Below are 25,506 nucleotides of genomic sequence, written 5' to 3'. Positions count from 1 at the left end.
CCTTGCTTATTAACAAGTTGATATTGAATTGTTGTATTTAGGTAACGCCTAAAAAGAAAAAAGGCACGTCACTTGTGACGTGCCTTTCGGAAGCCTAGCCTGAACTGTTACTGTTCGCTTTCATCGGTATATCGTTTCGCTTTATATGCCGGGTGCATCAGGTTCTGGGCCGAGAAGATATCGTCCAGCTCAGCTTCGGTCAACAGCCCGCGCTCCAGCACGACTTCACGAACGCTCTTACCGGTTTCGGCACAAATCTTACCAACGATGTCGCCGTTGTGGTGGCCGATGAACGGGTTGAGGTAAGTGACGATCCCGATGGAGTTATAGACATAGCCTTCGCAGACTTCTTTATTCGCCGTGATGCCGTTAATGCATTTTTCCAGCAGGTTGTAGCAGGCGTTGGTCAGGATGTGAATAGATTCAAACATCGCCTGGCCAATTACCGGCTCCATCACGTTCAGCTGCAACTGACCCGCTTCAGAGGCCATGGTCACGGTCGTATCGTTACCGATGACTTTGAAGCACACCTGGTTCACCACTTCTGGCACAACCGGGTTCACCTTAGCTGGCATGATGGATGAACCGGCCTGCAGTTCTGGCAGGTTTATTTCGTTCAGGCCAGCGCGCGGACCGGAAGAGAGCAGGCGCAGGTCGTTACAGATTTTGGACAGTTTCACCGCCAGACGTTTCAGGGCGCTGTGTACCATCACGTAGGCACCGCAGTCGGAGGTGGCTTCAATCAGGTCTTCCGCAGGCACAACCGGCAGGTTAGACACTTCCGCCAGCTTCTGAACCGCCAGCTGCTGATAGCCATCCGGGGTGTTCAGACGCGTACCGATGGCGGTTGCGCCCAGGTTCACTTCCAGCAGCAGCTCGGAGGTGCGCAGCAGGTTTTTAGTTTCTTCGTTCAGCAGCACGTTAAACGCGTGGAACTCCTGGCCCAGCGTCATTGGCACCGCGTCCTGCAGCTGGGTGCGACCCATTTTCAGGATGTCCTGGAACTCAACCGCTTTACGCTGGAAGCCATCACCCAGTTGGTTGATAGCATCTACCAGTTTCACTACAGAGGCATACACCGCGATACGGAAGCCGGTAGGGTAGGCGTCGTTGGTGGACTGGCATTTGTTAACGTGGTCGTTCGGGTTCAGGTACTGGTATTCACCTTTCTGGTGACCCATCAGCTCCAGGCCAATGTTTGCCAGTACTTCGTTCGTATTCATGTTGACGGAGGTACCCGCGCCGCCCTGATAGACGTCAACCGGGAACTGGTCCATACATTTGCCGTTGTTCAGCACTTCATCGCAGGCAGCGATAATCGCATTTGCCGCGCTTTTAGGAATGGTTTGCAGCTCTTTGTTCGCTAGCGCTGCGGCTTTCTTCACCATCACCATGCCACGGACAAACTCAGGGATGTCGCTGATTTTGCTGTTGCTGATGTAGAAGTTTTCAATCGCTCTCAGAGTGTGAACACCATAGTAGGCATCCGCTGGAACTTCCCTGGTACCCAACAAGTCTTCTTCGATACGAATGTTGTTTAACATGTGAACCTTCTTTTCAAGCTGCCGATGGATTGTACTAAACACACAGTATTTATGTGGTTTTGAATATTTTCTGGCCGACGATTATTCCCTCAATCAGCCAGATGTTCGAGATCATATGCTGATGATAGCGAATTGCCGTAAGCTGGATCACTTATTATCGAGCCGATTCCATGATAATTATTAATCTGTGAAATGGGTCACCGCTTTAATATTTCCAAAAAAAATATCCGTGCAAACCGATTGAATTTTCGCTAACCGTCACCATCTCATACAAACGCGCGTCGCGAACACATTAAGACAGGGGCCCGACGGCACCTGCCCAACAGGAGATGCCAGTGCGCTGGATACCGTTTATTGCCTTCTTTCTCTATGTTTACATTGAGATTTCAATTTTTATCCAGGTTGCCCACGTGCTGGGCGTCCTGCTGACGCTGATTCTGGTGATTTTCACCTCGGTGATTGGTATGTCACTGGTGCGTAACCAGGGTTTCAAAAATTTCCTGATAATGCAGCAGAAGATGGCCGCAGGCGAAAGCCCGGCAGAAGAGATGATCAAAAGCGTGTCGCTGATTATTGCGGGCCTGCTGCTGATCCTGCCGGGGTTCTTCACCGACTTCCTCGGCCTGCTGTTGCTGTTGCCGCCGGTTCAGAAGCACCTGACCATGAAGCTGCTGCCGCATCTGCGCTTTAGCCGCATGCCGGGCGGCGGGTTCAGTACAGGGCCAGGCGATACTTTCGAAGGGGAGTATCAGCGTAAGGATGACCAGCGCGATCGTTTAGATCATAAAGACGATCGTTGATTTTTTTGGCCCGGTGACGCGTCGCTTACCGGGCCTGCAGATTTTACCGCTTCGGTAAAAACGCCCACAGCCCCGCCAGCATGACGATGGCGTACACACTCTTCCATCCCACCATCGCCAGCAGCAGCAGGCAAAGCACACCCCCGAAAACCGCCAGTGCCTTATAGCGCCCTTTCAGCAGACGACAACCCGCCAGCATGCACAGCAGGTAGATCATGATGAAAATGCCGTTGGCGTAGACGATCAGCGCATCAAGGTTGATGTCGAGAATATAAATGCACAGCGAGCTCAGCACACAGCAGCCCAGCACGGCATTCAGCGCATTAACCGGGAGTCGACGTTTAGACAAACGTGCAAGACGGCTCTCCGGTTTGTAGAGTGCCTGCGACCACACCAGACGGGCGAAGCTCTGGATATAAATATTGAGGCTGGCGAAGCAGGCGAGATAGCCAATCACGCAGGCCACCCATAGCGCCTTCACACCGAACAGTTCAACCACGATACCCGGTAGCGATGCGGCAGCGGCTTTATCTTCGCCGAACGCGTTGAAGTGCAGCACCAGCACGGTACAGGCCCAATATACGGTGCCCGCCAGCAGCAGGCCAATCATCAGGGCGCGGGGAAAATCACGCTCGGGCTGTTTAAACTCGGAGGCCAGGTGCGCGAACGCTTCAAGACCAACGAAACACCAGAACATGACGGATAACGCAGCGAAAAGCTGAGAATGGTCGATATCGTTTATCGCAGGGAAAGGGATATCCGCCACGGTAATGTCACCCGCAAACCAGATGGCGACGATCAGCGCGACGATCAACACGGCAACCAGCGTTTGCAGATTCGCGCTTGAACTGGCCCCGCGCGAGCCCACCCACCAGACAATCGCCAGCGTTCCCAGTTCAGCCAGCAGCAGCTGTTCGTCGTGCCAGCCAAACAGCGCCTGCCCAAAGCCGGTGGCGATATGCAGGGCTGCCGGAAGGCCAACGGGTATGACCGACAAGAACAGCCAGCCGGTCACGCGCTCCATACGCGGACCAAACGCCATGCCGACAAAATGCGCCACGCCGCCCGCGCTGGGGAAATGTCGTCCAAGGATGGCAAACACAATCGCCACCGGGAACACCAGCAGGATCAGCACCGGCCATGCCCAAAGGCTATTATTTCCGGCGACCAGCGCCGCCAGTGCCGGTACAGCAAACACGCCCGTCCCTAACAAGGAGGTTGAAAGCAGGCCAACGCCCTGCGCCAGCCCCAGCTCCTGCCTGAGTCCACTCATTTACCCTGTCCTGCCGCCATCAAAAGAGAGTGGATGGTAACACTTTCGCAAATTTTTTTTCGATTTCCCCTTGAAGGGGTAAAAAGCTATCCCCATCTCTCAGGGCACTAGTCGGAAAACCGCATGCGGGCCGGCGTCATCCATAACTGATAATGACTTTCTCAAAGGAGAGCTATCAATGAGTATTCGTCCGTTACATGATCGTGTGATCGTCAAACGTAAAGAAGTTGAAACCAAGTCTGCTGGCGGCATCGTTCTGACCGGTTCTGCAGCAGCCAAATCAACGCGTGGCGAAATCATCGCTGTCGGTAAGGGCCGCATCCTGGAAAACGGAACTGTGCAGCCGCTGGACGTTAAAGTTGGTGACATCGTAATTTTCAACGATGGCTACGGCGTGAAATCCGAGAAGATCGACAATGAAGAAGTGTTGATCATGTCCGAGAGCGACATTCTGGCAATTGTTGAAGCGTAATTTACGCACGAGAATTTGAGGAAATAAGAACATGGCAGCTAAAGACGTAAAATTCGGTAACGACGCTCGTGTAAAAATGCTCCGCGGCGTAAACGTACTGGCAGATGCAGTTAAAGTGACCCTGGGCCCGAAAGGCCGTAACGTAGTGCTGGATAAATCCTTCGGCGCGCCAACCATCACTAAAGATGGTGTTTCTGTAGCACGTGAAATCGAGCTGGAAGACAAGTTCGAAAACATGGGCGCGCAGATGGTGAAAGAAGTTGCCTCCAAAGCGAACGACGCTGCGGGTGACGGTACCACCACCGCGACCGTTCTGGCGCAGGCAATCATCACCGAAGGTCTGAAAGCCGTTGCTGCGGGCATGAACCCAATGGATCTGAAACGTGGTATCGACAAAGCTGTCGCATCCGCTGTTGAAGAACTGAAAGCGCTGTCCGTACCTTGCTCTGACTCTAAAGCCATTGCACAGGTTGGTACCATCTCCGCTAACTCCGACGAAACCGTAGGTAAATTGATCGCTGAAGCGATGGATAAAGTCGGTAAAGAAGGCGTGATCACCGTAGAAGACGGTACCGGTCTGGAAGACGAACTGGACGTGGTTGAAGGTATGCAGTTCGACCGCGGTTACCTGTCCCCATACTTCATCAACAAGCCGGAAACTGGCGCTGTTGAGCTGGAAAGCCCGTTCATCCTGCTGGCTGACAAGAAAATCTCCAACATCCGCGAAATGCTGCCAGTGCTGGAAGCCGTTGCGAAAGCAGGCAAGCCGCTGGTTATCATCGCTGAAGATGTTGAAGGCGAAGCGCTGGCGACTCTGGTGGTTAACACCATGCGCGGCATCGTGAAGGTGGCTGCGGTTAAAGCACCTGGCTTCGGCGATCGCCGTAAAGCGATGCTGCAGGATATCGCTACCCTGACCGGCGGTACCGTGATCTCTGAAGAGATCGGTATGGAGCTGGAAAAAGCGACCCTGGAAGACCTGGGCCAGGCAAAACGCGTTGTGATCAACAAAGACACCACCACCATTATCGACGGTGTGGGTGAAGAAGCTGCTATTCAGGGCCGGGTTGGTCAGATCCGTAAGCAGATCGAAGAAGCCACTTCCGATTACGACCGTGAAAAACTGCAGGAGCGCGTAGCGAAACTGGCTGGCGGCGTTGCGGTAATCAAAGTCGGTGCGGCGACCGAAGTTGAAATGAAAGAGAAGAAAGCACGCGTTGACGATGCCCTGCACGCGACCCGTGCTGCGGTAGAAGAAGGCGTAGTTGCTGGTGGTGGTGTCGCGCTGGTGCGTGTAGCTGCTAAACTGGCTGGCCTGACCGCACAGAACGAAGATCAGAACGTGGGTATCAAAGTTGCGCTGCGCGCAATGGAAGCCCCTCTGCGTCAGATCGTGTCCAACGCCGGTGAAGAGCCGTCTGTGGTTGCAAACAACGTGAAAGCGGGCGAAGGTAACTACGGTTACAACGCTGCAACTGAAGAATACGGCAACATGATCGACTTCGGTATCCTGGACCCAACTAAAGTGACCCGTTCTGCTCTGCAGTACGCGGCATCTGTAGCTGGCCTGATGATCACTACCGAGTGCATGGTGACCGACCTGCCAAAAGGCGACGCGCCTGACTTAGGTGCTGCTGGTATGGGCGGCATGGGTGGAATGGGCGGCATGATGTAATCATGTTGTTCTGAACCTCTCAGAACGAACCCCGGGCAGAAATGCCCGGGGTTTTTTATTGCCGCTACTCAAATGTTCCTTTCACGCACGCTACGCCTTCGCGCACCATCTGGCGGCCTTTCGCCCAGACCTCGCGGATCTTCAGGTCATCCGTCAGCACCAGGAAATCGGCATCGCATCCGGGCGCGATCCGCCCCTTATGCTCCAGCCCGAGAAACTCCGCCACGTTACGCGTAAACGGCAGAAGCGCCTCCTCCAGCGGCAGGTGATACCGGCTGACCAGCTGCTGTAGGGTTTCGGGCAGGGACTCGAAGCCCGCTACGCCAATGCCCACCAGATTGCCGTTTGCATCAAAAATCGGCTGGCTGCCGTTACCGTCCGAGCTGAGCGTAAGCCGGTTAAACGGCACCTGCGCTTCACGGGCCGTCACGATGGCGGTGGCGGCATCAATGGGTTCTCGGATGCTGGTGGTAATGTCGATATAACCCCCTTCGCGGGCATAGTTCAGCGCGGCGAGGAACAGCGTCTGGTCGCGGTTAACGTGGGTTGGCAGCAGCTTCGTGCGGGGAATGTCGGCGTTATCGAGGATGTTATACAGCGGCTCCAGCAGCTTCGGGCTGTTGCCGAGGTGAAACACGGATATGCCCGCTTTGGCACCCAGCAGCCCGCCGACGCGCGACTGGGCGGCCATATTCGCGAGCTGGTCATCCGTCGGTGCGGAGGAGCGATGGTCGGAAATCGCGCATTTCACGCCGATGATTTTATCAATCAGTGCCACATCCTTTTCGACACTGCCGGTAATCGTCGGAGAAGGCAGCCCGTACGCGCCTGTCAGCATCCACGCGCTGATCCCTTCGTGCTCAAGCGCCCGCGTTTTTGCCAGCAGGGATTCGGGATGGCGGGTTACGCCGTCGGTACCCAGCAGTCCAACAACGGAGGTGATGCCCGCCGCCACAAGCGCGGATAACCGCACCTCCGGCGTCCGGGTGTGCGGGCCAGCTTCACCGCCGCCGCCGATCAGGTGCACGTGCTGATCGATAAAGCCCGGGCAAACCACCGCCCCGGCGAGATCGCTTTCAGGACAGTTAAGCTGCGTTGTTGCGCGATCCGTTTTTTCAATCGCGACGATTTTTCCCCCGGCGACCAGCAGATCGCAACGTCCCCGATCCTCCGGCGCGTAAAGGTGCACATTGCGGAAAAGATGGGGTTCCAGCACTGAAAAATCCATTTTATCTCCTCAGAAGAGTAGCTGCATTACCCACATTGAGAGCAGGGCGTTAATGACGCAGACAGTAATGATGTGCGGGTAATATTTGGGGTTCACCCCTGCGGTACCCAGGCAGCGGCCCGTGTTTTGTACCGGATTGCCCATCAGATAGATGGCGGGAAGCAGGACGGTGGCATCGTGGCCGTTGAGCGTGCCGGCAGCCACCAGGCTGGCGCAGACCCCCACGCCGCCGCCCATACTCATCACTGAGGCCAGAAGGACCGTTGCCGCCGCGCCCGGAAGCCCCCACAGCGCCATGATCGGCTCGCAAATATTGCCAACAATATCCAGCAGGCCGGTCACCTTGAGCGCCTGAATGATGACAAACGCCATAACCACGTTAGGCAGCAGGCTGGTGGTGGCGATGGTAAAGCCTCGGCGGGCGCCATCAATAAACATGTCCATGATATTTTTACGCGGCTGGGCGATCATTTTTTTCCTCCTGAATACAACGATCTTCCATGTGGGCGATCCACAGGCGCAGGAAGTTCGCGCCAACAAATTTAAACACCAGTATGACGGCAAGCGGTGTAATCACCGGGACGGTAATGAAGGTAAAAAGTGCGGCACCGGAAGAAAAATAGTTGGTAATGATGGCGCTACCGCTGGTCTGGAAGGTGGCGAAAATGGCGCGCTCGCGATCGGTAATTGCCCCTTCGTCGGTCAACTCTTTGGTCATCCCTGCTGCGGCATCGGTATTTTGCAGGTTGGCGATGAGGGCCAGAGAGCAGATGCCCGGTACGCCAAGCAGTGGGCGCAAAATGGGCGTCATCAGCTGTTGTGCAGCACGCAGCCCGCCCAACCCCTCGGTGACGGCAATGATCCCGAGCGATAAAATGACCGAAGGCGCCAGTTCAAGGGCAAATAAGAAACCGTCTTTCGCCCCCGTACCGCCCTCGCCGCGAAATGTTAGTGCGCCGTTCACCGGACCAAAGCTGCCGTTTAAGACAGTAAAATCCAGCACGCGCCACCATTCGGTACTTTTGGCGAAAAAGCCTGAGAAAAATACGATGGTGAGCACAAACGCCAGATAGCCCACCCATGTTACCTTTTCCTCTCCTGAGGATGATGCACTCATGAAACCCCCTGTTTTAATCGCGTACAAAAGTTGTACGTCGCAACACTAAAAACGATCGGGGGCTAAAACACGATATCCCAAAGGGCATTATCAGAATTCATTTATGATATCGGAGGAGTAGCGTACGGAATCTGGCTCGCAGAAATGCGCGGGGATTTTTCTTTTAGTCATCTTTTAGGTATAAGATTTACACACGGACAATTACTGTCCAGCTTATTGAAAACGAGGAATAACATGCGCGTAAAAGTCTGTGCAGGGATCGTAGGAGCAGCATTGCTGCTGGCGGGTTGTAGCTCCAGCAATGAACTGTCGGCAGCGGGCCAGGGCGTTCGCTTTGTGGAAGATAAGCCAGGCAGCGAATGCCAGCTGTTAGGCACGGCCACCGGTGAACAAAGTAACTGGATGTCGGGTCAGCACGGTGAAGAAGGCGGCTCTATGCGCGGCGCGGCGAATGCCCTGCGTAACCAGGCTGCAGCTATGGGGGGGAACGTGATTTACGGCGTGAGCAGCCCGACGCAAGGAATGCTTTCCAGCTTCGTGCCGACGGCCAGCCAGATGAGCGGCCAGGTTTATAAGTGCCCGAACTGAGTTTACTTGCTGATGGCGCTGCGCCCCACCTCGTAGGGCAGGTAAGCGTAGCGCCACCTGCCTTTTAGCGCTGCCGCAGTTGCAAATCCAGCGGCGTCTTACTCGGCTCTCCGCCAATCTCGCGTGCCAGTTTCGGCACCATATACCCTGAAACCAGCGTTAACAGCTCGCGCATAATCTGTCGGGCTTCCTCATCCGTCACCATGAAGTGTGCCGCACCCTGCACGCGATCCAGCACGTGCAGGTAATAGGGCATCACGCCTGCGTCAAACAAGGCGTTGCTGAGCTCGGCCAGCACGCGGGCATTATCGTTCACGCCGCGCAGGAGGACGCTTTGGTTGAGCAGAGTGACGCCCGCCTTACGCAGACGCGCCATCGCCGCGCGAAATTCATCGTCGATTTCGTTCGCGTGGTTGATATGGTTTACCAGCAGCACCTGCAGACGGGACTGCTCCAGGCGCGCAACCAGGCCGTCAGTGATACGTGCCGGAATGACAATCGGTAAACGGCTGTGAATGCGCAGACGTTTGATGTGCGGGATGGCTTCAAGCTGCGTCAAAAGCCAGTCCAGCTCATGATCTTTTGCCATCAGCGGGTCACCGCCGGAAAAAATAATCTCATCCAGCTCTGGATGGGCGGCGATATAGTCCAGCGCAACCTGCCAGTTACGCTTATTTCCCTGGTTTTCGGCGTACGGGAAGTGCCGACGGAAGCAATAACGACAATTAACCGCGCAGCCGCCTTTTACCAGCAGCAGGGCGCGATTGAGATATTTGTGCAGTAAACCCGGCACCACGCTGTTCTGCTCTTCCAGCGGATCGGTGCTGTATCCCGGCGCTGTAATAAACTCATCCTGTGACGTAAGCGTCTGTTTTAATAAAGGATCGTCTGGATTGCCTTTTTCCATGCGCGCAACAAACGCGCGGGGAACGCGCAGGGCGAAAAGTCGCTTTGCCTCGCGGCCTGCAAGCAACTCCGGGTGCTGATCGAGGTCTAAAAGACGCAGCAATTCATCAGGACTGGTGATTACATCGGCAAGTTGCGATAACCAATCTTCTCTGGACGGGGTGTTTAGGGTTACAATATGCGCCATTTTGTGGCTTAGCTACCAGTTAACAAATTTAGAGGGCCTTATGGCAACGTACTATAGCAACGATTTTCGTGCTGGTCTTAAAATCATGATGGACGGCGAACCGTACGCGGTTGAAGCCAGCGAATTCGTTAAACCAGGTAAAGGCCAGGCATTCGCACGCGTTAAGCTGCGCCGCCTGCTGACCGGTACCCGTGTTGAGAAAACCTTCAAATCTACTGACTCTGCTGAAGGCGCTGATGTTGTCGATATGAACCTGACTTACCTGTACAACGACGGTGAGTTCTGGCACTTCATGAACAACGAAACGTTCGAGCAGCTGTCTGCTGACGCGAAAGCAATTGGCGATAACGCGAAGTGGTTGCTGGATCAGGCTGAGTGCATCGTGACCCTGTGGAACGGCCAGCCTATCGCTGTTACCCCACCAAACTTTGTTGAGCTGGAAATCGTTGAAACCGATCCAGGTCTGAAAGGTGATACCGCGGGTACTGGCGGCAAGCCAGCAACGCTCTCCACTGGCGCTGTGGTGAAAGTGCCACTGTTCGTTCAGATCGGTGAAGTGATCAAAGTGGATACTCGCTCCGGCGAATACGTATCCCGCGTGAAGTAATTTACGTCATGATTCGAGGCGCAGCGCCCGCTGCGCCTGATTTTTGCAGGCAGGGATGATGAAACGTACCGTTAAAATTCTGCTTCTGTTAGCGCTCTCCAGCGTACTGCTTTCCGGCTGTAACACCGCGCGTGGCATGGGGGAAGATATCCAGGACCTTGGACATATCATTTCCCACGCAGCCAGCTAGGCTCGTCTAATTTTCCTAAAAATGCTTCCTTTTCCGTCAACCGACGGGATCTTGTCTATTCTTAAGTTGCTATACACAAAACAACTTTGGCTATAAAAGGAAGATATTATGGTTAAGAAGACAATTGCAGCGATCTTTTCAGTCCTGGTACTTTCTTCAGTGTTAACGGCCTGTAATACCACGCGCGGCGTCGGTCAGGATATTTCTGAAGGCGGTAGCGCGATCTCTGGTGCGGCAACGAAAGCTCAGCAGTAATGAACACACGGTACGGGACCGAATGGGTTTCGTACCGTCAGCTTTCTGACTCCTGCAAGGATAAAAAGGGTGAAAAGCGCGTATCCATATGCAGTTTCATGCGGATATTTCGTTTATAGGTATAAACCGTTTTGCCATTGATACTCAGGTGAGCAGCAATTTTTTGATTGCTCGCGCCGTCCATCCACAATGTCAGCACTTTCTCTTCCTGTCGGGTTAGCAAGGGAGCGGCCACAGTAGGTCTGTGCGTGCTTGCGCCCGAGATTAACGCGTCATTAATAACCGCCGCGAGTTCCTCAAGACGGGCATTTTTCATCAGCGAAGACCAGACCGGGAAGTTCTCCAGCCAGGCCGTCATGTCCCTGTCCTCTCCTGATTGCAGCATAATAAAGGGTAACTTTTCGCTGGCGTTCAGCAAGGACGAGAATTGCTGAAAATGGTGAATATCCTGGCGGAAACCATGCAGGTCAGCGATAACCAGCGCGGGTTTCCATTGCAGAATGTGTTCTCTGGCAAGGAAGAGATTGTTCAGCCCGGTCACAACGTAGTGCCCCGGGAACAAACCGGAATGATTGAGCCATGCTTCGAACCCGGTACGGGTGAAGTGACAACGGTCAATCAAAAGAATTTTGAACATATTTTATTCGCAATCGGCTAGTGGTTTGGCTTCCTGCCATCAGAAAGCACATCATCATAGAGAAGTCCGATGAGTAATAAATGCCTGAACTCCGCGCCTTACTGCGGCTATTTCTGGGCTTAACGCGATCAGCAGAAATTGATTGAAAAAAAATCGCACACTAACCAAAATATGGGGTGTTATCTGCCTTGCGGGACGACCCGTAAGCGCTTCCTTCATCGGGGACGGCCCCAACTTTTTTTAAGTTAAGGAGCCTGATATGTCCTGGATTATTCTTTTGATTGCTGGCCTGCTCGAAGTGGTGTGGGCGATTGGTCTCAAGTACACGCACGGATTTACCCGCCTGACGCCCAGCGTCATTACCGTTACTGCGATGATCGTGAGTATTGTTCTGCTCTCGTGGGCGATGCGTTCCCTGCCGGTGGGAACGGCCTACGCCGTCTGGACGGGGATCGGTGCCGTAGGCGCGGCGATTACCGGCATTTTGCTGCTGGGTGAGTCAGCGAGCCTGGCGCGCATTGCCAGCCTCGCTCTGATTGTGGCCGGTATCATTGGACTGAAGCTCAGCACCCATTAATGGGGCTGTTTTACCCAGATGAGTTTCGATACATCAAACCCCTGCCGGGTCGCGACGTCCAGCATCTGCTGTTTCATTTCTGACGAAATAGTTGGCGTGCGGGAAAGTATCCACAGATAGTCGCGATCCGGCCCGCAGACCAGCGCGTGACGGTACTCTCTGTCGAGCGCTATTACGTTATAGCCGCCATAAAACGGGCCGAAGAAAGAGACTTTGAGCGCGGCCCGTCGCGGGTCACCAGTGAAGTAGGCTTTCCCAACCGACTGCTGCCACATCTCTCGATCGGGATTATAACCCCGGTTGATCACCTGAATACCGCCATCATCCATCAGGCTGTAATGTGCCGTGACCTTCTCCAGGCCTTGCTCAAACCGGTGATCGAGGCGTGCGATTTCGTACCATGTTCCGAGGAAGCGTTGTGCATCAAAAGGCGTGACGACGGTGACGCCAGGCGGTGGGGTAGGGGAACTGCAGGCAACAACCAAAAACGCGGCCGTCACCGCGGCGATAACAGGCAGAATGCGCATAGGAGTTTCCTTACTGTTTTTTGTTAAGTGTAGATGACAGCAGGAAAAAAGCGGAGCAAAGTGCGGGTGTTTCGCCGGGTAAGCGTTAGCGCTACCCGGCAATGTTTTACTGCATCGCGTCAAGAATACGGTATGCCGCCTCAACTCGCGCCGGGTTCGGATAGCTTTTATTTGCCAGCATCACAATGCCGAGCTGCTTTTCAGGAATAAATGCCACGTAGCTGCCAAACCCGCCGGTTGAGCCGGTTTTATGCACCCATGAGGCTTTTACCGGAGGCGCCGGAGGATTCACTTCTCTCGCGGGCAACGGTGCCAGGGCAACCTTGTTATCGCTGCCTCCGACAACGGTTTTTACATCGACCGGCCAGTTGAGCATCTCCCAGCCCAGCCCCTGATACATAGCACCCACGCGCCAGTAGCGGGACTGCGCCAGCGTAATGCCTTGCTTCAGGGACGTATCCTGCAGCGCGTCAGGGGCCATGTTGGCCATCACCCAGCTTGCCATATCCTGCACGTTGGTTTTCACGCCATACGCCTCTGCGTCCAGCATGCCCGGTGAAACGTGGACCGCTTTACCGTCACGATATCCCCAGGCGTAATGCGCCTCCTCCGCTTTCGGAACATTAATCCAGGTATGGTCGAGCTTGAGCGGCTTAAAGACCCGCGTCGTCATGGCCTGCTCATAGCTCATGCCGGAAGGTTTGATCGCCAGCGCGCCAAACAAACCGATGCTGGCGTTGGCATAAAGACGCGTGGTGCCCGGCTTCCACTGCGGCTGCCAGTTTTGATAGAAGCGCAGCAGGGAGGCGTTATCCGTGACCTCATCCGGTACCTGTAACGGCAGACCTCCTGCTGTATAGGTTGCCAGATCCAGCATGCGAATTCCCTGCCACTGCTTGCCTGTCAGTTCAGGCCAATATTTGGTTACCGGATCGCCCAGCGATATTTCGCCGCGGGCAATGGCATCGCCTCCCAGCACGCCGGTGAAGGTTTTACTTATAGAGCCCAGCTCGAACAGGGTTTGCGGGGTGACGGGTTTGTTCGCCGCGATGTCGGCTTTTCCGAAGGTAAAGTAGCGTGGCTGGCCCTGATAAATCACGGCCACCGCCATGCCTGGAATGGCCTGCGCTTTCATCAGCGGCGTAACGGTACGTTCCACCACGTCAGCCAGCTGTTTTTCTGACATCGGGGCAGCTAATACCGAGCAGGAGGTGCTGAGCAGCAGGGCGCAGCAAAGGGATTTTGTCATCATCATTTATCTTCCGTAATACCAGGTCAAGGGAGTGTCCGGGCCCGACAGACCGCTGTAGTCTGTTGGATTTGACTATGGCTGACAAACGGTTAAATTTAGCATGAGCTGTTAATTTTTCTAACGGATGGAACGATGACCCGCAGCTATCTCCCGCTTAATTCGCTTCGCGCCTTCGAAGCGGCCGCCCGGCATCTCAGTTTTACGCATGCCGCGATAGAGCTGAATGTCACCCATTCAGCCATCAGTCAGCACGTTAAGGCGCTGGAACAGCATCTGAATTGTCAGCTGTTTGTCCGCGTTTCGCGCGGCCTGATGCTGACCACGGAGGGGGAAAATCTGCTGCCGGTGCTGAATGATTCATTCGATCGTATCGCCGGAATGCTGGATCGCTTTGCCAGCCAGCGCGCCCAGGAGAAGCTAAAAATCGGCGTGGTTGGGACTTTTGCTACGGGTGTTTTATTCTCTCAGCTCGCAGACTTTCGCCGCTGTTATCCGCATATCGATCTCCATCTTTCCACCCACAACAACCGCGTCGATCCGGCGGCTGAAGGGCTTGATTATACGATCCGCTACGGCGGTGGTGCGTGGCACGGCACCGAGGCACACTTCCTGTGCCCCGCACCGCTGGCGCCGCTTTGCTCGCCCGAAATCGCCGCCGTGCTCCACTCTCCGACCGACATCCTGAAGTTTACCCTGCTGCGCTCTTACCGACGCGACGAATGGTCGGCATGGATGCAGGCGGCAGGCGAGCATCCTCCCTCGCCAACGCACCGGGTGATGGTATTTGATTCGTCTGTCACCATGCTGGAAGCCGCGCAGGCAGGTATGGGCATTGCCATTGCGCCTGTCGATATGTTTACCCATTTGCTGAACAGCGAGCGTATTGTGCAGCCGTTTACAACGCAAATTGATCTGGGCAGTTACTGGTTAACGAGACTGCAGTCGCGGGCTGAAACGTCCGCAATGCGTGAATTTGCCCAGTGGCTGGTGGGAAAGATGAAGAAATAAAAGGCCCGCCGGATGGCGGGCCAGAAGCGTCAGATAGTGACAACCGCAATCAGCGTCACCACGGTCAGGATGGTTGCCAGCCCGTAGAATACCCATTTACCGCTCGGCACATGGATTTTCAGGTCATGCATCGCATGGTGAATACGGTGCAGACCGCACCACAATGGCAGGACGATCATCAGGAAGATGAATACGCGGCCGATAAAGCTGCTCGCAAACGCCAGCACGCGCTCGTAGCTCAGCGCATCGCCCGGGAACAGCCCCAGCGGCAGCATAATGCCGACCAGCAGGATGATAACCGGGGCGATGATGGCACTCCACATGCCGCCTGCGCCAAACAGGCCCCAGAAGACCGGCTCGTCTGAACGTTTTGGATTTGGATTGATCACAGTAGTCTCCTTACCAGAACAGTGCGACAAACAGAACGACCACAGTGACCAGGATCGTCACTGCCCACAGCCCTTTAATGACTGGCTCCGGCCCCATTTTTTCGTCTTTTATGATGATATTCGCCGCTTTTGGCGCCAGTTCAAACCAGGTTTTGGTATGAAGCAGCGCCGCCGCGAGCGCGATCAGGTTCAGAACTACGATGATTGGGTTTTGCAGGAACCCCACAAAGCTGGCCCAGGTTTCCGGCCCGTGTTTGAGGGCGAAAACGCCGTACATCAGCTCAAGGCTGAACCAGACCGCCGGTACCGCCGTGCCTTCACGCAGCATATAGAAGCGATAAAACGGCAGGTTTTTCCACCAGGTGGACGGCACTGGCCGCACGTAGGCTTTGCGTTTAGTCGTCATTATGCACTCCTTAGCGTGGTTTCAGGGTAGCGATAAGAAAGTCTTTCGAGCTTTCCACTTTACCCTGTTGAATGGCGGCGGCCGGGTCGACGTGCTTTGGACAGACTTCGGAGCAGTAGCCCACAAAGGTACAGGTCCAGACGCCGTTCTGACCGTTAAGCTGCGCCATACGTTCTTTTTTACCGTGGTCGCGGCTGTCTTCGTTATAGCGGTGCGCCAGGGTAATGGCGGCCGGGCCGATGAACTCCGGGTTCAGGCCAAACTGTGGACAGGCGGCGTAGCACAGGCCGCAGTTGATGCAGCCAGAGAACTGATGGTATTTCGCCATCTGCGCCGGCGTCTGGGTGTTCGGACCCTGGTCCGGCGTGCGTGGGTTGCCGATGATGTACGGCTTAATCGCTTCCAGACTTTCGATAAAGTGGGTCATATCGACCACCAGATCGCGCTCGATCGGGAAGTTGCCCAGCGCTTCAACCTTGATGCCCTTAGTGTAATCGCGCAGGAAGGTTTTACACGCCAGCTTCGGTACCTTGTTGACCATCATGCCGCAGGAGCCACAGATCGCCATGCGGCAGGACCAGCGGTAGCTCAGGTCCGGCGCCAGGTTGTCTTTGATATAGCCGAGCGCATCCAGCAGGGAGGTTTGCTCGTCATAGGGCACTTCATAGAAAGCGCTGTGGGGGGCGGTATCCACTTCCGGGTTGTAGCGCACCACTTCAACTTTCAGTTTTTGCATCTCAGCCATTCGCCTTCTCCTTCTTCTCGGCGGCTTCTGCTTCTGCGCCGTACACGCGTTTAGCCGGTGGCAGCGTGGTGATTTTCACGTCGCTGTAATCCAGACGCGTGGTGCCATCCGCATCGCGCCAGGCGAGAGTGTGTTTCAGGAAATTGACGTCGTCACGTTCGGTACAGCCTTCGTCCAGACGCTGGTGTGCGCCGCGAGACTCTTTACGCGCCAGCGCAGAGTGCGCCATACATTCTGCGACGTTCAGGCCGTGGCCCAGCTCAATGGTATAGAGCAGGTCGGTATTGAAGACGCTGGAGGTGTCGGTGATGCGCACGCGCTTGAAGCGCTCCTGCAGTTCCGCCAGCTTGTCGACGGTTTTCTGCATCAGTTCCGGCGTACGGTAGATACCGCAGCCTTCTTCCATCGACAGGCCCATCTCGTCGCGGATCTTCGACCAGTTCTCGTTACCTTCCTGGTTCACCAGATCCTTCAGGCGTTTTTCAACGTCTGTGACCTGCGCATCCAGCGCTGCGCCGTTTGCTTCGCCTGCGGTCGCCGCACGCTCCATCGCACGCTCGCCCGCCATGCGGCCAAAGACGACCAGCTCTGCCAGCGAGTTAGAGCCCAGGCGGTTGGCGCCGTGCAGGCCGACGGAGGAACACTCGCCTACGGCGAACAGCCCTTTAATGCGGGTTTCACACTGTTGGTCGGTTTCAATCCCGCCCATGGTGTAGTGCGCGGTTGGGCGTACCGGAATCGGCTCTTTCACCGGATCGACGCCGACGTAAGCTTTCGCCAGTTCGCAGATGAACGGCAGACGCTCCAGCAGTTTCTTCTCGCCCAGGTGACGCAGATCGAGATAGACCACGTCGCCGCGCGGCGTGGAGATGGTGTTGCCCTTGCGCCACTCGTGCCAGAAGGCCTGAGAGACTTTGTCGCGCGGGCCGAGTTCCATGTATTTGTTCTTCGGCTCGCCGAGAGGGGTTTCCGGGCCCATGCCGTAATCCTGCAGATAGCGGTAGCCGTTTTTGTTGACCAGGATACCGCCTTCGCCGCGGCAGCCTTCCGTCATCAGAATGCCCGAGCCCGGCAGACCGGTTGGGTGATACTGTACAAACTCCATATCGCGCAGCGGCACGCCGTGGCTCAGCGCCATGCCCATGCCGTCACCGGTGACGATGCCGCCGTTGGTGTTGTAGCGATAGACGCGTCCCGCACCGCCCGTTGCCATCACCACCGCATTGGCACGGATCTGGACGAGGGTGCCTTCCATCATGTTCATCGCCACCAGGCCACGTGCATGACCGTCATCGACCAGAATGTCGAGGACGAAATGTTCATCAAAGCGCTGGATTTGTGGGAACTGAAGAGAGGTCTGGAACAGGGTGTGCAGCATGTGGAAGCCGGTCTTATCGGCGGCGAACCAGGTACGTTCGATTTTCATCCCCCCGAAGCGACGAACGTTGACGCTGCCGTCCGGACGGCGGCTCCACGGACATCCCCACTGTTCAAGCTGGGTCATTTCAGTTGGACAATGGTGCACGAAGTAGTCAACGACATCCTGTTCGCAAAGCCAGTCGCCCCCTGCAACCGTGTCGTGGAAATGGTATTCGAAGCTGTCATGATCCTGCGCAACGGCGGCGGACCCTCCTTCTGCTGCCACCGTGTGGCTGCGCATTGGATAGACTTTTGAAATCAATGCGATTTTAGCGTCAGGATTAGCTTGTGCTGCAGCAATCGCAGCACGTAATCCAGCCCCGCCAGCGCCTATTACGGCAAGATCGGCTTGAAAAGTTTGCACGACATTCCTCCAGATTTTTGTTATTTCGCAACGCGACAAACTAAAGGTAGTTCACCCGTCCACGCGGACGATTGCGAAAGCGTTTCCACTGCTCCTTTATGGGTAAAAGAGTATAACCGTGTAGACGTCAGGGAAATTTGACGTGTTCGATTTTTTTGCTGTTCTGTGCGGTGATTTATCATTGTGATTGATGAATTGCGTCACGAAATAATCCACTTAAATGAAATGCGCTTTTTTACTGCGCAAAATTTGTCTCTGTCCCTGCTAACGAGTAGACTTCGTGCCCTTGTCTGAAATCGGAGAAAAACTCATGAGCGAAACGGCCACCTGGCAGCCGAGCGCATCCATCCCAAATCTGTTAAAACGCGCCGCAATTATGACGGAGATCCGCCGTTTCTTTGCCGACCGCGGCGTCCTGGAGGTGGAAACCCCGTGCATGAGTCAGGCAACGGTAACGGATATTCATCTGGTCCCGTTTGAAACCCGTTTTGTTGGCCCTGGCCACTCTCAGGGCATGAATCTGTATCTGATGACCAGCCCGGAATATCACATGAAGCGCCTGCTGGCGGCGGGGTGTGGTCCGGTGTATCAGCTGTGCCGCAGCTTCCGTAATGAAGAGATGGGGCGTCACCATAACCCGGAATTCACCATGCTGGAGTGGTACCGCCCGCATTATGATATGTACCGCCTGATGAACGAGGTGGACGATCTGCTGCAGCAGGTGCTGGACTGTTCAGAAGCCGAAACGCTCTCCTATCAACAGGCCTTCCAGCGCCATCTGGAAATCGATCCGCTGTCGGCGGACAAAGCTCAGCTGCGTGAAGTGGCGGCAAAACTGGATCTGAGCAACGTGGCGGATACCGAGGAGGATCGCGACACGCTGCTGCAGCTGCTGTTCACCTTCGGCGTGGAACCGCAGATTGGTAAAGAACGTCCGACGTTTGTCTATCACTTCCCCGCAAGCCAGGCGTCTCTGGCGCAGATCAGCACCGAAGATCACCGCGTGGCAGAGCGTTTTGAGGTCTATTACAAAGGCATCGAGCTGGCGAACGGCTTCCACGAGCTGACCGACGCGCGCGAACAGCAGCAGCGTTTCGAGCAGGATAACCGCAAGCGCGCCGCGCGCGGTCTGCCGCAGCAGCCGATTGATACTAACCTGCTGGAAGCCTTAAAAGCGGGCCTGCCGGATTGCTCCGGCGTGGCGCTGGGGGTTGACCGTCTGGTCATGCTGGCGCTGGACGCCGAGCATCTCGGCGATGTGATTGCCTTTACGGTCGATCGCGCCTGAAAAAATGCCGGGTGGCGCAGCGCTTACCCGGCATACATTACCTGTGGCAATATTCCTTTCCATTTCCGCACGGCAACATTAAAAACTGCCATTTTCTCTGTACACAGGTCTTTTTCTTAAATTGCCTCGTATAGCCACAATATTAGTCTGGTCATCTGCTACCATCCGCGCAGTTTAATTCCTCTTCGGATGGTTATATGTCCCACTCACTCAAAAAGATGACCCTCACCGGGCTCATCCTGATGATTTTTACGTCAGTCTTTGGCTTTGCCAATAGCCCGTCGGCTTTCTATCTGATGGGCTACAGCGCGACGCCGTTTTATATCGTTTCTGCTCTGTTCTTCTTTATCCCGTTTGCGCTGATGATGGCGGAGATGGGCTCGGCTTACCGGAAAGAAGAGGGCGGTATCTACTCGTGGATGAACAACAGCATCGGCCCGCGTTACGCGTTTATCGGCACGTTTATGTGGTTCTCCTCCTACGTCGTCTGGATGGTCAGCACGGCGGCCAAAGTCTGGGTGCCGTTCTCAACGTTTCTTTTCGGGGCGGATAAAACGCAGATATGGTCTCTGGCGGGGCTAAGCTCCACGCAGGTGGTCGGTATTCTGGCGGTGTGCTGGATGGTGGTGGTCACGCTGGTAGCGGCAAAAGGCATCAACAAAATTGCCCGTATCACCGCCGTTGGCGGTATTTCCGTGATGTGCCTGAACCTGGTGCTGCTGCTGGCGAGTATCGCCATTCTGTACCTGAACGGCGGGCACTTCGCGCAGGAGGTGAACTTCGTATCATCGCCTAATCCGGGCTACCAGTCAGGGCTGGCCATGCTCTCCTTCGTGGTGTTTGCCATTTTTGCCTACGGCGGTATTGAAGCGGTAGGCGGGCTGGTCGATAAGACCGAGAACCCGGAAAAGAATTTCGCCAAAGGGATTATTTTTGCCGCCATCGTCATCTCCATCGGCTACTCGCTGGCGATTTTCCTCTGGGGCGTCAGTACCAGCTGGCAGCAGGTGTTGAGTAACGACACCACTAACCTCGGGAACATCACCTACGTGCTGATGAAAAGCCTGGGGATGACGTTGGGTAACGCCATGCACCTGACGCCGGAAGCATCGGCCACCATGGGGATCTGGTTTGCGCGCATTACCGGCCTGTCGATGTTCCTTGCCTATACCGGCGCGTTCTTTACGCTGATCTACTCGCCGCTGAAAGCGATCATTCAGGGCACGCCAAAAGCGCTGTGGCCGGCACGCATGACGCAGCTGAATACCGCAGGCATGCCTGCCAACGCCATGTGGATGCAGTGTCTGCTGGTGTGCGTGTTCATTCTGCTGGTGTCATTTGGCGGTGATACCGCGTCTGCGTTCTATAACAAGCTGACCCTGATGGCGAACGTGTCGATGACGCTGCCGTACCTGTTCCTCACCCTGGCGTTCCCGTTCTTTAAGGCGAAGCGGGACCTTGAGCGTCCGTTTGTGATCTTCAAAACCCGCGCGGCAACGCTGCTGGCAACTACGGTGGTGGTGCTGGTCGTGGCATTTGCCAACATCTTTACCGTTATTCAGCCCGTGGTTGAGGCAAACGACTGGAACAGCTCGCTGTGGATGGTCGGTGGGCCGATCTTCTTCTCGCTGCTGGCGATGGGAATTTATGAGAATTACCGTCGGCGTTCAATGGCGTACGTCGCGGAAGTGGCGTAGCGGTAAAATCCCCCTCCCGAAAGGGAGGGGAGAAAGATTACAAACTGCCCGCCGGGCGCGATCTTGCTGCCGACGTGAGCGTTTTACCCATCTTGCGTCCGTCCATACTTTCCAGACGCATCTGGAACGGTGGGAACGGCATATCAATACCGTGCTCGCGGAAGCCCGCCAGAATCAGCTGGTGGATCTCATGGCGCAGCGGCATACGGTGCCCCATTTCGGCAGCGTAAATACGCAGTTCGAAAATCTGGATCCCCTGCTGTAAATCGACCAGGAACACTTCCGGTACGGGGTTATCGAGCACCAGCGTGCAGCGTTCGGCGGCGGTGTAGAGGATCTGCGTGACCTCTTCGCTGTTGGCATCCGACGGCGCCGGTACCGTCAGCACCACGCGCGTAACGGAGTCCGACAGCGACCAGTTGATAAACTGCTCGGTAATAAACGCCTTGTTCGGCACGATGATCTCTTTACGGTCCCAGTCGCTGATCGTGGTGGCACGGGTGTTGATCTTCGTTACGCTCCCGGTCAGATCGCGGATCGTCACCGTATCGCCAATACGAATCGGCTTTTCAAACAAGATGATGAGGCCGGACACAAAGTTAGCGAAAATCTCCTGCATGCCAAAGCCAAGGCCAAACGTCAGCGCCGCTACCAGCCACTGCAGTTTAGACCACTCAATACCAATCATTGAGAAACCAACCATCCCGCCAAACAGCAGTATCAGGTATTTCGTAATGGTCGTAATGGCGTATCCCGTGCCGGGGGTTAAATCCAGATGCTGCAGCAGCGCCAGCTCCAGCAGTGCCGGGAAGTTACGCACCAGTTGGGTGGTGATGATCAGCACCAGAATGGCAATCAGCACCGCGCCTAAGGTGATCGGCTCCAGGCTTTCAACGCCCTGCACCGTGGACGTCACGTCCCACAGAGAGATATTCTCCAGGAAGCCAAACGCGGAATGAATTTCTGACCACAGGAAAATCACCGACAGAAGGGCAATCAGCATCAGGAGGGAGCGCACCAGGCGCAGAGACTGGGTACTGATTGCATCCAGATCCAGTTCGACCTCGTCGGCATCCATCGTGCCTTCCGTGCTGTTGACATGGGTTGGCTCTTCCTCACCCCGGGCACGCTGAGCGAGGATCTCCGCCCGGCGATGCTTGGCGCGGTCGAAGGCCAGACGACGGCGCTGGATCAGCATCCCGCGACGGATCACGTGATACACCACCAGCAGCAGGAACCAGATCGCCACCGACGTTTCCAGTCGCGCCAGAAGTGCCTGCGAGGTTGCCAGGTAACCTACCGCGGCTGCCAGCATCGCAATCAAAGGGGCGCTCAGCAGGAGGTTCCAGAGCAGCCGGTTGAACATGTTTTCGCCGCTGCCAGATTTATCCAGATAGAGCGGTATCCCCGCGCGTTTCAGGCTGAGCGTCACGATGGCCAGCGCGCCGCAGATCAGCATAAAGCAGAGGCGGCCCAGCGAGCCTGAAAATTCCCGGTCGTTGAGATTATCAAACATGATCAGCGCCATAATCAGCGGCACAATCAGCCCGATGCTCATCAGGTAGTAGCGCATGGCGCGCGCCACGCGGTTACGCGGCCAGCTAAAGTGGGCAATGAACAAGCCATTCGGCCGTGCGAACGTGGCGCAAATCATCACCACCCACAGCAGCGGCACCGTAGCGGTGACGCCATCGCCAATGGCGACCGCGAGCGGATAGGGCCAGGCTTCCCGCAGGCCATAGCCAAGCGTCATCCACAGCACCGGCAGCGGAGACGCCACGAGAATCGACCAGAACACGGTGCGCAACGTCAGCCAGAAATGATCCTGAGTGACTTTCCCCACCCGCGCGCTGGAACGCTCCAGGAAGCGGGTGAAATGTCTGCGCGAGTAAATGCTGAAGCCCACCAGAATCAACGCGCCCAGCAGCGGGATTATCGTCTCTTTACTGGTCAGCATCATCACGCTGGCCTGTCCGAGCTGACTGAAGGTGTCCAGCGAAATCAGGCGGCGCAGATCCTGAACGATCTCTATTGGCCACGAGAAGGTCATCGGACGCACGTCGGACGTCCAGAAGAGATAACGGTGCGTCGCCTCGTTCACCTCTTTCAGCGCGTCTTCCAGTTGGCTGTTAGACACCTTGAGCTTAGTCAGTTCCAGAATCAGCGTATCCCCGCCCTGCAGCAGGGAGTTCAGCAGCTCGCGCTGGGTGCGCAGCTGGGCTTCCAGAATACGGTTTTGCTCGCTGGTCAGGGGTTGTCCGTCAGCCTGACGGATCTGGCGAATTTGCGGCTGCTTATTGAGAAGATCTTCAAAGTGCAGTCGCTGCACGCGAAGCTGGGCCATCTCGGTATCCAGCTGCTGCGGCTTCGGCATTTCCGGCAGGCGTGCGACCTGGGCGCGTAACGCTTCGCCCAGCAGGTTTGATGACCCGAGCCACTGGGACTGCTCGCGCAGGGTGTTGAGCGCCTGGCGCACCTGCAGGGTTTGATTCGTCGCCTGGCGCTGCTGGGAGGCAACCAGATCCATACGCTGCGCCTGCTGATTCAGGGCGGCAGAAAGCTCGCGGTTGACCTTAAACTGATCGACGATACCTTCTGGCAGATTGGCACTGTTTTCCGCCAGCAGCTCGGTGCTTTCAAGCGCACGCTCGGCTTCGCGCTGACGCTGGCTGTTAAGCAAATTACGCAGGGCCTGAAGATACGCATCCAGCTGCTCGCTCTGCTTCTGAGCGAGTTCAGAGCGCATCCGCGCCAGCTCCTGGCGGTTGTTGGCGGAAAGCTGCGCCAGCTCCAGCTCATCCACAAGGGCCTTCAGACGAGCTGATTCGGCCTGCAGACCCAGATTTTGCGCCTGAGCCTGCGGCGTATTGCCGCTTTGCGTCCCCACGCGACGCTCAACGTCGTTAAGCTGGCGGCGGGCGTCGGTTTGCTGCTGCGGAAGCTGACTGAGGGAGTCGGCAATTTCACGCGCCCGCTCCTGCTCCTGCTGAGCCTGGCGGCTCTTTTCCAGAAGCTGGCTGCTCACCTGCAGGATTTCCTGATTCAGGGCGTCGGTGGTCATGCCTTCCGGCACATTGCGCGGCTCATCGCGCAGATTAGCGAGCTGCGCGCGCAGCGTTTGCGAGAGTTTAGGGAAGTTGTCGATAACCTGCTGATACTGCTGAGCGCGCTCAAGCGAGCCTTTCCGCTCTTCAAGCGCGTTCAGTGCGGACTGGAGCGACTCAACGGTCTCTGGCTGAGCGGGTTTAGCCGCTTTCGCCTGCTCCAGTTCCTGGGCTATCTGTTTGGCGTCGGGGGCTGTCGCTGCGTACGCCCCCATGCTGAGGCACCAGGCCATCAGTAAAACGATAATCGGGCGCACGTCAGCGATCCTTCTGTTGTTAGCCTTCGTCTTTTTTGTCGTCAACCAGCGGGCTGGCGTCGTGCTCGGCGTCAATCTCTTCTTGCGGCAGCGGAGCAGGTTCTGCGTCCGGCGTCACGAAGGTTTCGGTAGAGACCGCCAGCGGCTGGCCAAGCTTAGTGACCGACAGGCTTTCAAGCTGTTCAGCCAGCTTCACTTTGCCCGGCGCAAACAGGTTGATGACGGTCGAACCCAGTTTAAAGCGGCCCATCTCCTGACCTTTCAGCAGGGCGACAGAGCCTTCCTCTTCACCAGCAGGCCACGTCCAGCGCTTGATTACGCCCTCACGCGGTGGGGTGATGGTGCCAGCCCAGACGGTTTCAATACTGCCGACAATGGTCGCGCCCACCAGAATCTGCGCCATAGGGCCGAATTCAGTATCGAACAGGCAGATGACGCGCTCGTTACGGGCAAACAGGTTCGGTACGTTTTGCGCGGTCAGGTGGTTTACGGAGAACAGATCGCCCGGCACGTAGATCATCTCACGCAGGATACCGTTACACGGCATATGCACGCGGTGGTAGTCGCGCGGTGACAGATAGGTGGTGGCAAAGGTGCCGTTGCGGAACAGATCCGCCATCAGGTAATTGCCCGCCAGCAGCGCTTCCAGGCTGTAGTTATGGCCTTTCGCCTGCAGGATTTTGTCGTCTTCGATGTTACCCAGCTGGCTGATCACCCCGTCTGCTGGCATCACCAGGACGTTAGGATCGGTGTTCAGCGGGCGCACTTCGTCGCGCAGCGGGCGCACGAAAAACTCGTTGAACGTGCGGTAGCTGGCGGTGTCCGGCTTCTGCGCTTCTTTCATGTCGACCTTGTAATACTTCACGAAAAGGTCGATGACCAGTTTGGTCAGCCAGCCCGCGCGTTTGCTTGCGCCCCAGCCCGCCAGGCGAGTGAGCCACAGTTTTGGCAGAATGTATTGAAGCGAAAGTTTAAATGCGTTTAACAAGGTAGC

The 25,506-nt window shown here is 55.9% G+C and carries 26 protein-coding genes; 11 read left to right on the top strand and 15 right to left on the bottom strand.

Annotation, left to right across the window (positions count from 1 at the left end):
• Positions 1–107: 107 nt before the first annotated feature.
• Complete coding sequence (aspA, locus tag URZ40_RS07125) at positions 108–1,544, bottom strand: aspartate ammonia-lyase (RefSeq protein ID WP_003855923.1); 1,437 nt, start codon at positions 1,542–1,544, stop codon at positions 108–110.
• A gap of 335 nt (positions 1,545–1,879) precedes the next feature.
• On the opposite strand from aspA, the gene URZ40_RS07120 reads away from it, so the two are divergent.
• Positions 1,880–2,344, top strand: coding sequence for an FxsA family protein (locus URZ40_RS07120; RefSeq protein ID WP_192984689.1), 465 nt, complete (start codon positions 1,880–1,882; stop codon positions 2,342–2,344).
• Between the two features lie 43 nt (positions 2,345–2,387).
• On the opposite strand, the gene yjeH is transcribed toward URZ40_RS07120, so the two are convergent.
• Positions 2,388–3,617, bottom strand: coding sequence for an L-methionine/branched-chain amino acid transporter (yjeH, locus tag URZ40_RS07115; RefSeq protein ID WP_116344022.1), 1,230 nt, complete (start codon positions 3,615–3,617; stop codon positions 2,388–2,390).
• Between the two features lie 178 nt (positions 3,618–3,795).
• Between yjeH and URZ40_RS07110 the strand changes: the two genes are divergently transcribed.
• Positions 3,796–4,089, top strand: coding sequence for a co-chaperone GroES (locus URZ40_RS07110; RefSeq protein ID WP_003855929.1), 294 nt, complete (start codon positions 3,796–3,798; stop codon positions 4,087–4,089).
• Between the two features lie 31 nt (positions 4,090–4,120).
• The gene (gene groL / locus URZ40_RS07105; RefSeq protein WP_023310114.1) at positions 4,121–5,764 is read left to right on the top strand and encodes a chaperonin GroEL; all 1,644 of its coding nucleotides are present in this window, start codon (positions 4,121–4,123) and stop codon (positions 5,762–5,764) included.
• Between the two features lie 64 nt (positions 5,765–5,828).
• On the opposite strand, the gene iadA is transcribed toward groL, so the two are convergent.
• The 3 genes from iadA to URZ40_RS07090 are packed head-to-tail and all read right to left on the bottom strand — an operon-like array spanning position 5,829 to position 8,109.
• Positions 5,829–6,992, bottom strand: a complete 1,164-nt coding sequence (gene iadA, locus URZ40_RS07100) for a beta-aspartyl-peptidase (RefSeq protein ID WP_316379820.1) — start codon at positions 6,990–6,992, stop codon at positions 5,829–5,831.
• Positions 6,993–7,001: 9 nt separating this feature from the next.
• The gene (locus URZ40_RS07095; RefSeq protein WP_028015231.1) at positions 7,002–7,463 is read right to left on the bottom strand and encodes a YjiG family protein; all 462 of its coding nucleotides are present in this window, start codon (positions 7,461–7,463) and stop codon (positions 7,002–7,004) included.
• Positions 7,444–8,109 carry a nucleoside recognition domain-containing protein gene (locus URZ40_RS07090; RefSeq protein ID WP_116344020.1) on the bottom strand — a complete coding sequence of 222 codons (666 nt, stop codon included), beginning with the start codon at positions 8,107–8,109 and terminating at the stop codon, positions 7,444–7,446. The genes URZ40_RS07095 and URZ40_RS07090 overlap by 20 nt, the downstream gene beginning before the upstream one ends.
• Before the next feature lie 234 nt (positions 8,110–8,343).
• Between URZ40_RS07090 and URZ40_RS07085 the strand changes: the two genes are divergently transcribed.
• On the top strand, positions 8,344–8,697 hold the full coding sequence (locus URZ40_RS07085) for a DUF4156 domain-containing protein (RefSeq protein WP_014882205.1): 354 nt from the start codon (positions 8,344–8,346) through the stop codon (positions 8,695–8,697).
• Positions 8,698–8,761: 64 nt separating this feature from the next.
• Here URZ40_RS07085 and epmB read toward each other — a convergent pair whose 3' ends face one another.
• Positions 8,762–9,790 carry an EF-P beta-lysylation protein EpmB gene (gene epmB, locus URZ40_RS07080; RefSeq protein WP_320720141.1) on the bottom strand — a complete coding sequence of 343 codons (1,029 nt, stop codon included), beginning with the start codon at positions 9,788–9,790 and terminating at the stop codon, positions 8,762–8,764.
• Between the two features lie 40 nt (positions 9,791–9,830).
• Between epmB and efp the strand changes: the two genes are divergently transcribed.
• From efp to ecnB, 3 genes are all read left to right on the top strand, one after another.
• Complete coding sequence (efp, locus tag URZ40_RS07075) at positions 9,831–10,397, top strand: elongation factor P (protein WP_003855940.1); 567 nt, start codon at positions 9,831–9,833, stop codon at positions 10,395–10,397.
• Between the two features lie 58 nt (positions 10,398–10,455).
• Complete coding sequence (locus tag URZ40_RS07070) at positions 10,456–10,587, top strand: entericidin A/B family lipoprotein (RefSeq protein ID WP_028015234.1); 132 nt, start codon at positions 10,456–10,458, stop codon at positions 10,585–10,587.
• Between the two features lie 108 nt (positions 10,588–10,695).
• Complete coding sequence (ecnB, locus tag URZ40_RS07065; RefSeq protein ID WP_003025482.1) at positions 10,696–10,842, top strand: lipoprotein toxin entericidin B; 147 nt, start codon at positions 10,696–10,698, stop codon at positions 10,840–10,842.
• Positions 10,843–10,879: 37 nt separating this feature from the next.
• On the opposite strand, the gene URZ40_RS07060 is transcribed toward ecnB, so the two are convergent.
• The gene (locus URZ40_RS07060) at positions 10,880–11,479 is read right to left on the bottom strand and encodes a LuxR C-terminal-related transcriptional regulator (RefSeq protein WP_116344018.1); all 600 of its coding nucleotides are present in this window, start codon (positions 11,477–11,479) and stop codon (positions 10,880–10,882) included.
• A gap of 259 nt (positions 11,480–11,738) precedes the next feature.
• On the opposite strand from URZ40_RS07060, the gene sugE reads away from it, so the two are divergent.
• Complete coding sequence (gene sugE / locus URZ40_RS07055; RefSeq protein ID WP_061099494.1) at positions 11,739–12,056, top strand: quaternary ammonium compound efflux SMR transporter SugE; 318 nt, start codon at positions 11,739–11,741, stop codon at positions 12,054–12,056.
• Here the strand turns inward: sugE and URZ40_RS07050 are convergent.
• Positions 12,053–12,583, bottom strand: a complete 531-nt coding sequence (locus URZ40_RS07050) for a lipocalin family protein (protein WP_116344017.1) — start codon at positions 12,581–12,583, stop codon at positions 12,053–12,055. The two genes, sugE and URZ40_RS07050, sit on opposite strands and share 4 nt — an antisense overlap.
• Positions 12,584–12,689: 106 nt before the next feature.
• Positions 12,690–13,835, bottom strand: a complete 1,146-nt coding sequence (gene blaACT / locus URZ40_RS07045; protein WP_166712663.1) for an ACT family cephalosporin-hydrolyzing class C beta-lactamase — start codon at positions 13,833–13,835, stop codon at positions 12,690–12,692.
• 132 nt (positions 13,836–13,967) lie between these two features.
• On the opposite strand from blaACT, the gene ampR reads away from it, so the two are divergent.
• Positions 13,968–14,843 (top strand): LysR family transcriptional regulator AmpR, encoded by an 876-nt coding sequence (gene ampR, locus URZ40_RS07040; protein WP_116344016.1) that lies wholly within the window; start codon positions 13,968–13,970, stop codon positions 14,841–14,843.
• 29 nt (positions 14,844–14,872) lie between these two features.
• On the opposite strand, the gene frdD is transcribed toward ampR, so the two are convergent.
• From frdD to frdA, 4 genes are read right to left on the bottom strand one after another with little or no spacing between them, the layout of a single operon-like run.
• A complete protein-coding gene (gene frdD, locus URZ40_RS07035) occupies positions 14,873–15,232 on the bottom strand; it encodes a fumarate reductase subunit FrdD (protein WP_000609653.1) in 360 nt (119 codons plus the stop codon).
• A 10-nt stretch (positions 15,233–15,242) separates the two neighbouring features.
• Positions 15,243–15,638 (bottom strand): fumarate reductase subunit FrdC, encoded by a 396-nt coding sequence (gene frdC, locus URZ40_RS07030; RefSeq protein WP_116344015.1) that lies wholly within the window; start codon positions 15,636–15,638, stop codon positions 15,243–15,245.
• A 10-nt stretch (positions 15,639–15,648) separates the two neighbouring features.
• Positions 15,649–16,383 (bottom strand): succinate dehydrogenase/fumarate reductase iron-sulfur subunit, encoded by a 735-nt coding sequence (locus URZ40_RS07025; protein WP_041911494.1) that lies wholly within the window; start codon positions 16,381–16,383, stop codon positions 15,649–15,651.
• On the bottom strand, positions 16,376–18,166 hold the full coding sequence (frdA, locus tag URZ40_RS07020; protein ID WP_116344014.1) for a fumarate reductase (quinol) flavoprotein subunit: 1,791 nt from the start codon (positions 18,164–18,166) through the stop codon (positions 16,376–16,378). The genes URZ40_RS07025 and frdA overlap by 8 nt, the downstream gene beginning before the upstream one ends.
• Positions 18,167–18,476: 310 nt before the next feature.
• On the opposite strand from frdA, the gene epmA reads away from it, so the two are divergent.
• Both epmA and yjeM read left to right on the top strand, forming a co-directional pair.
• Positions 18,477–19,454, top strand: coding sequence for an elongation factor P--(R)-beta-lysine ligase (gene epmA / locus URZ40_RS07015; RefSeq protein WP_163331116.1), 978 nt, complete (start codon positions 18,477–18,479; stop codon positions 19,452–19,454).
• 197 nt (positions 19,455–19,651) lie between these two features.
• Positions 19,652–21,151 carry a glutamate/gamma-aminobutyrate family transporter YjeM gene (gene yjeM, locus URZ40_RS07010; protein ID WP_320720139.1) on the top strand — a complete coding sequence of 500 codons (1,500 nt, stop codon included), beginning with the start codon at positions 19,652–19,654 and terminating at the stop codon, positions 21,149–21,151.
• 37 nt (positions 21,152–21,188) lie between these two features.
• Here yjeM and mscM read toward each other — a convergent pair whose 3' ends face one another.
• Positions 21,189–24,512 (bottom strand): miniconductance mechanosensitive channel MscM, encoded by a 3,324-nt coding sequence (gene mscM / locus URZ40_RS07005; protein WP_320720138.1) that lies wholly within the window; start codon positions 24,510–24,512, stop codon positions 21,189–21,191.
• 19 nt (positions 24,513–24,531) lie between these two features.
• Entirely contained in the window at positions 24,532–25,500 is a 969-nt protein-coding gene (asd, locus tag URZ40_RS07000) for an archaetidylserine decarboxylase (protein ID WP_028015245.1), read from the bottom strand.
• Positions 25,501–25,506 lie beyond the last annotated feature (6 nt).

Origin of the sequence: Enterobacter sp. 296B2 (assembly GCF_034106185.1) — a bacterium.
In the GTDB taxonomy this organism is placed as follows: domain Bacteria; phylum Pseudomonadota; class Gammaproteobacteria; order Enterobacterales; family Enterobacteriaceae; genus Enterobacter; species Enterobacter cloacae_N.
The sequence above is the reverse complement of the archived record's forward strand: the minus strand, read 5'-3'. Positions and strand labels throughout refer to the sequence as shown.

Excerpts from the sequence above, each read along its gene's own strand:
- URZ40_RS07070 (WP_028015234.1), top strand. The coding sequence starts at position 10,456 with ATGAAACGTACCGTTAAAATTCTGCTTCTGTTAGCGCTCTCCAGCGTA.
- epmA (WP_163331116.1), top strand. The coding sequence starts at position 18,477 with ATGAGCGAAACGGCCACCTGGCAGCCGAGCGCATCCATCCCAAATCTG.
- yjeH (WP_116344022.1), bottom strand. The coding sequence starts at position 3,617 with ATGAGTGGACTCAGGCAGGAGCTGGGGCTGGCGCAGGGCGTTGGCCTG.
- URZ40_RS07085 (WP_014882205.1), top strand. The coding sequence starts at position 8,344 with ATGCGCGTAAAAGTCTGTGCAGGGATCGTAGGAGCAGCATTGCTGCTG.
- URZ40_RS07090 (WP_116344020.1), bottom strand. The coding sequence starts at position 8,109 with ATGAGTGCATCATCCTCAGGAGAGGAAAAGGTAACATGGGTGGGCTAT.
- yjeM (WP_320720139.1), top strand. The coding sequence starts at position 19,652 with ATGTCCCACTCACTCAAAAAGATGACCCTCACCGGGCTCATCCTGATG.
- URZ40_RS07060 (WP_116344018.1), bottom strand. The coding sequence starts at position 11,479 with ATGTTCAAAATTCTTTTGATTGACCGTTGTCACTTCACCCGTACCGGG.
- URZ40_RS07095 (WP_028015231.1), bottom strand. The coding sequence starts at position 7,463 with ATGATCGCCCAGCCGCGTAAAAATATCATGGACATGTTTATTGATGGC.
- URZ40_RS07050 (WP_116344017.1), bottom strand. The coding sequence starts at position 12,583 with ATGCGCATTCTGCCTGTTATCGCCGCGGTGACGGCCGCGTTTTTGGTT.
- iadA (WP_316379820.1), bottom strand. The coding sequence starts at position 6,992 with ATGGATTTTTCAGTGCTGGAACCCCATCTTTTCCGCAATGTGCACCTT.
- frdC (WP_116344015.1), bottom strand. The coding sequence starts at position 15,638 with ATGACGACTAAACGCAAAGCCTACGTGCGGCCAGTGCCGTCCACCTGG.
- blaACT (WP_166712663.1), bottom strand. The coding sequence starts at position 13,835 with ATGATGACAAAATCCCTTTGCTGCGCCCTGCTGCTCAGCACCTCCTGC.
- URZ40_RS07025 (WP_041911494.1), bottom strand. The coding sequence starts at position 16,383 with ATGGCTGAGATGCAAAAACTGAAAGTTGAAGTGGTGCGCTACAACCCG.
- ecnB (WP_003025482.1), top strand. The coding sequence starts at position 10,696 with ATGGTTAAGAAGACAATTGCAGCGATCTTTTCAGTCCTGGTACTTTCT.
- URZ40_RS07110 (WP_003855929.1), top strand. The coding sequence starts at position 3,796 with ATGAGTATTCGTCCGTTACATGATCGTGTGATCGTCAAACGTAAAGAA.
- sugE (WP_061099494.1), top strand. The coding sequence starts at position 11,739 with ATGTCCTGGATTATTCTTTTGATTGCTGGCCTGCTCGAAGTGGTGTGG.
- efp (WP_003855940.1), top strand. The coding sequence starts at position 9,831 with ATGGCAACGTACTATAGCAACGATTTTCGTGCTGGTCTTAAAATCATG.
- groL (WP_023310114.1), top strand. The coding sequence starts at position 4,121 with ATGGCAGCTAAAGACGTAAAATTCGGTAACGACGCTCGTGTAAAAATG.
- epmB (WP_320720141.1), bottom strand. The coding sequence starts at position 9,790 with ATGGCGCATATTGTAACCCTAAACACCCCGTCCAGAGAAGATTGGTTA.
- ampR (WP_116344016.1), top strand. The coding sequence starts at position 13,968 with ATGACCCGCAGCTATCTCCCGCTTAATTCGCTTCGCGCCTTCGAAGCG.
- aspA (WP_003855923.1), bottom strand. The coding sequence starts at position 1,544 with ATGTTAAACAACATTCGTATCGAAGAAGACTTGTTGGGTACCAGGGAA.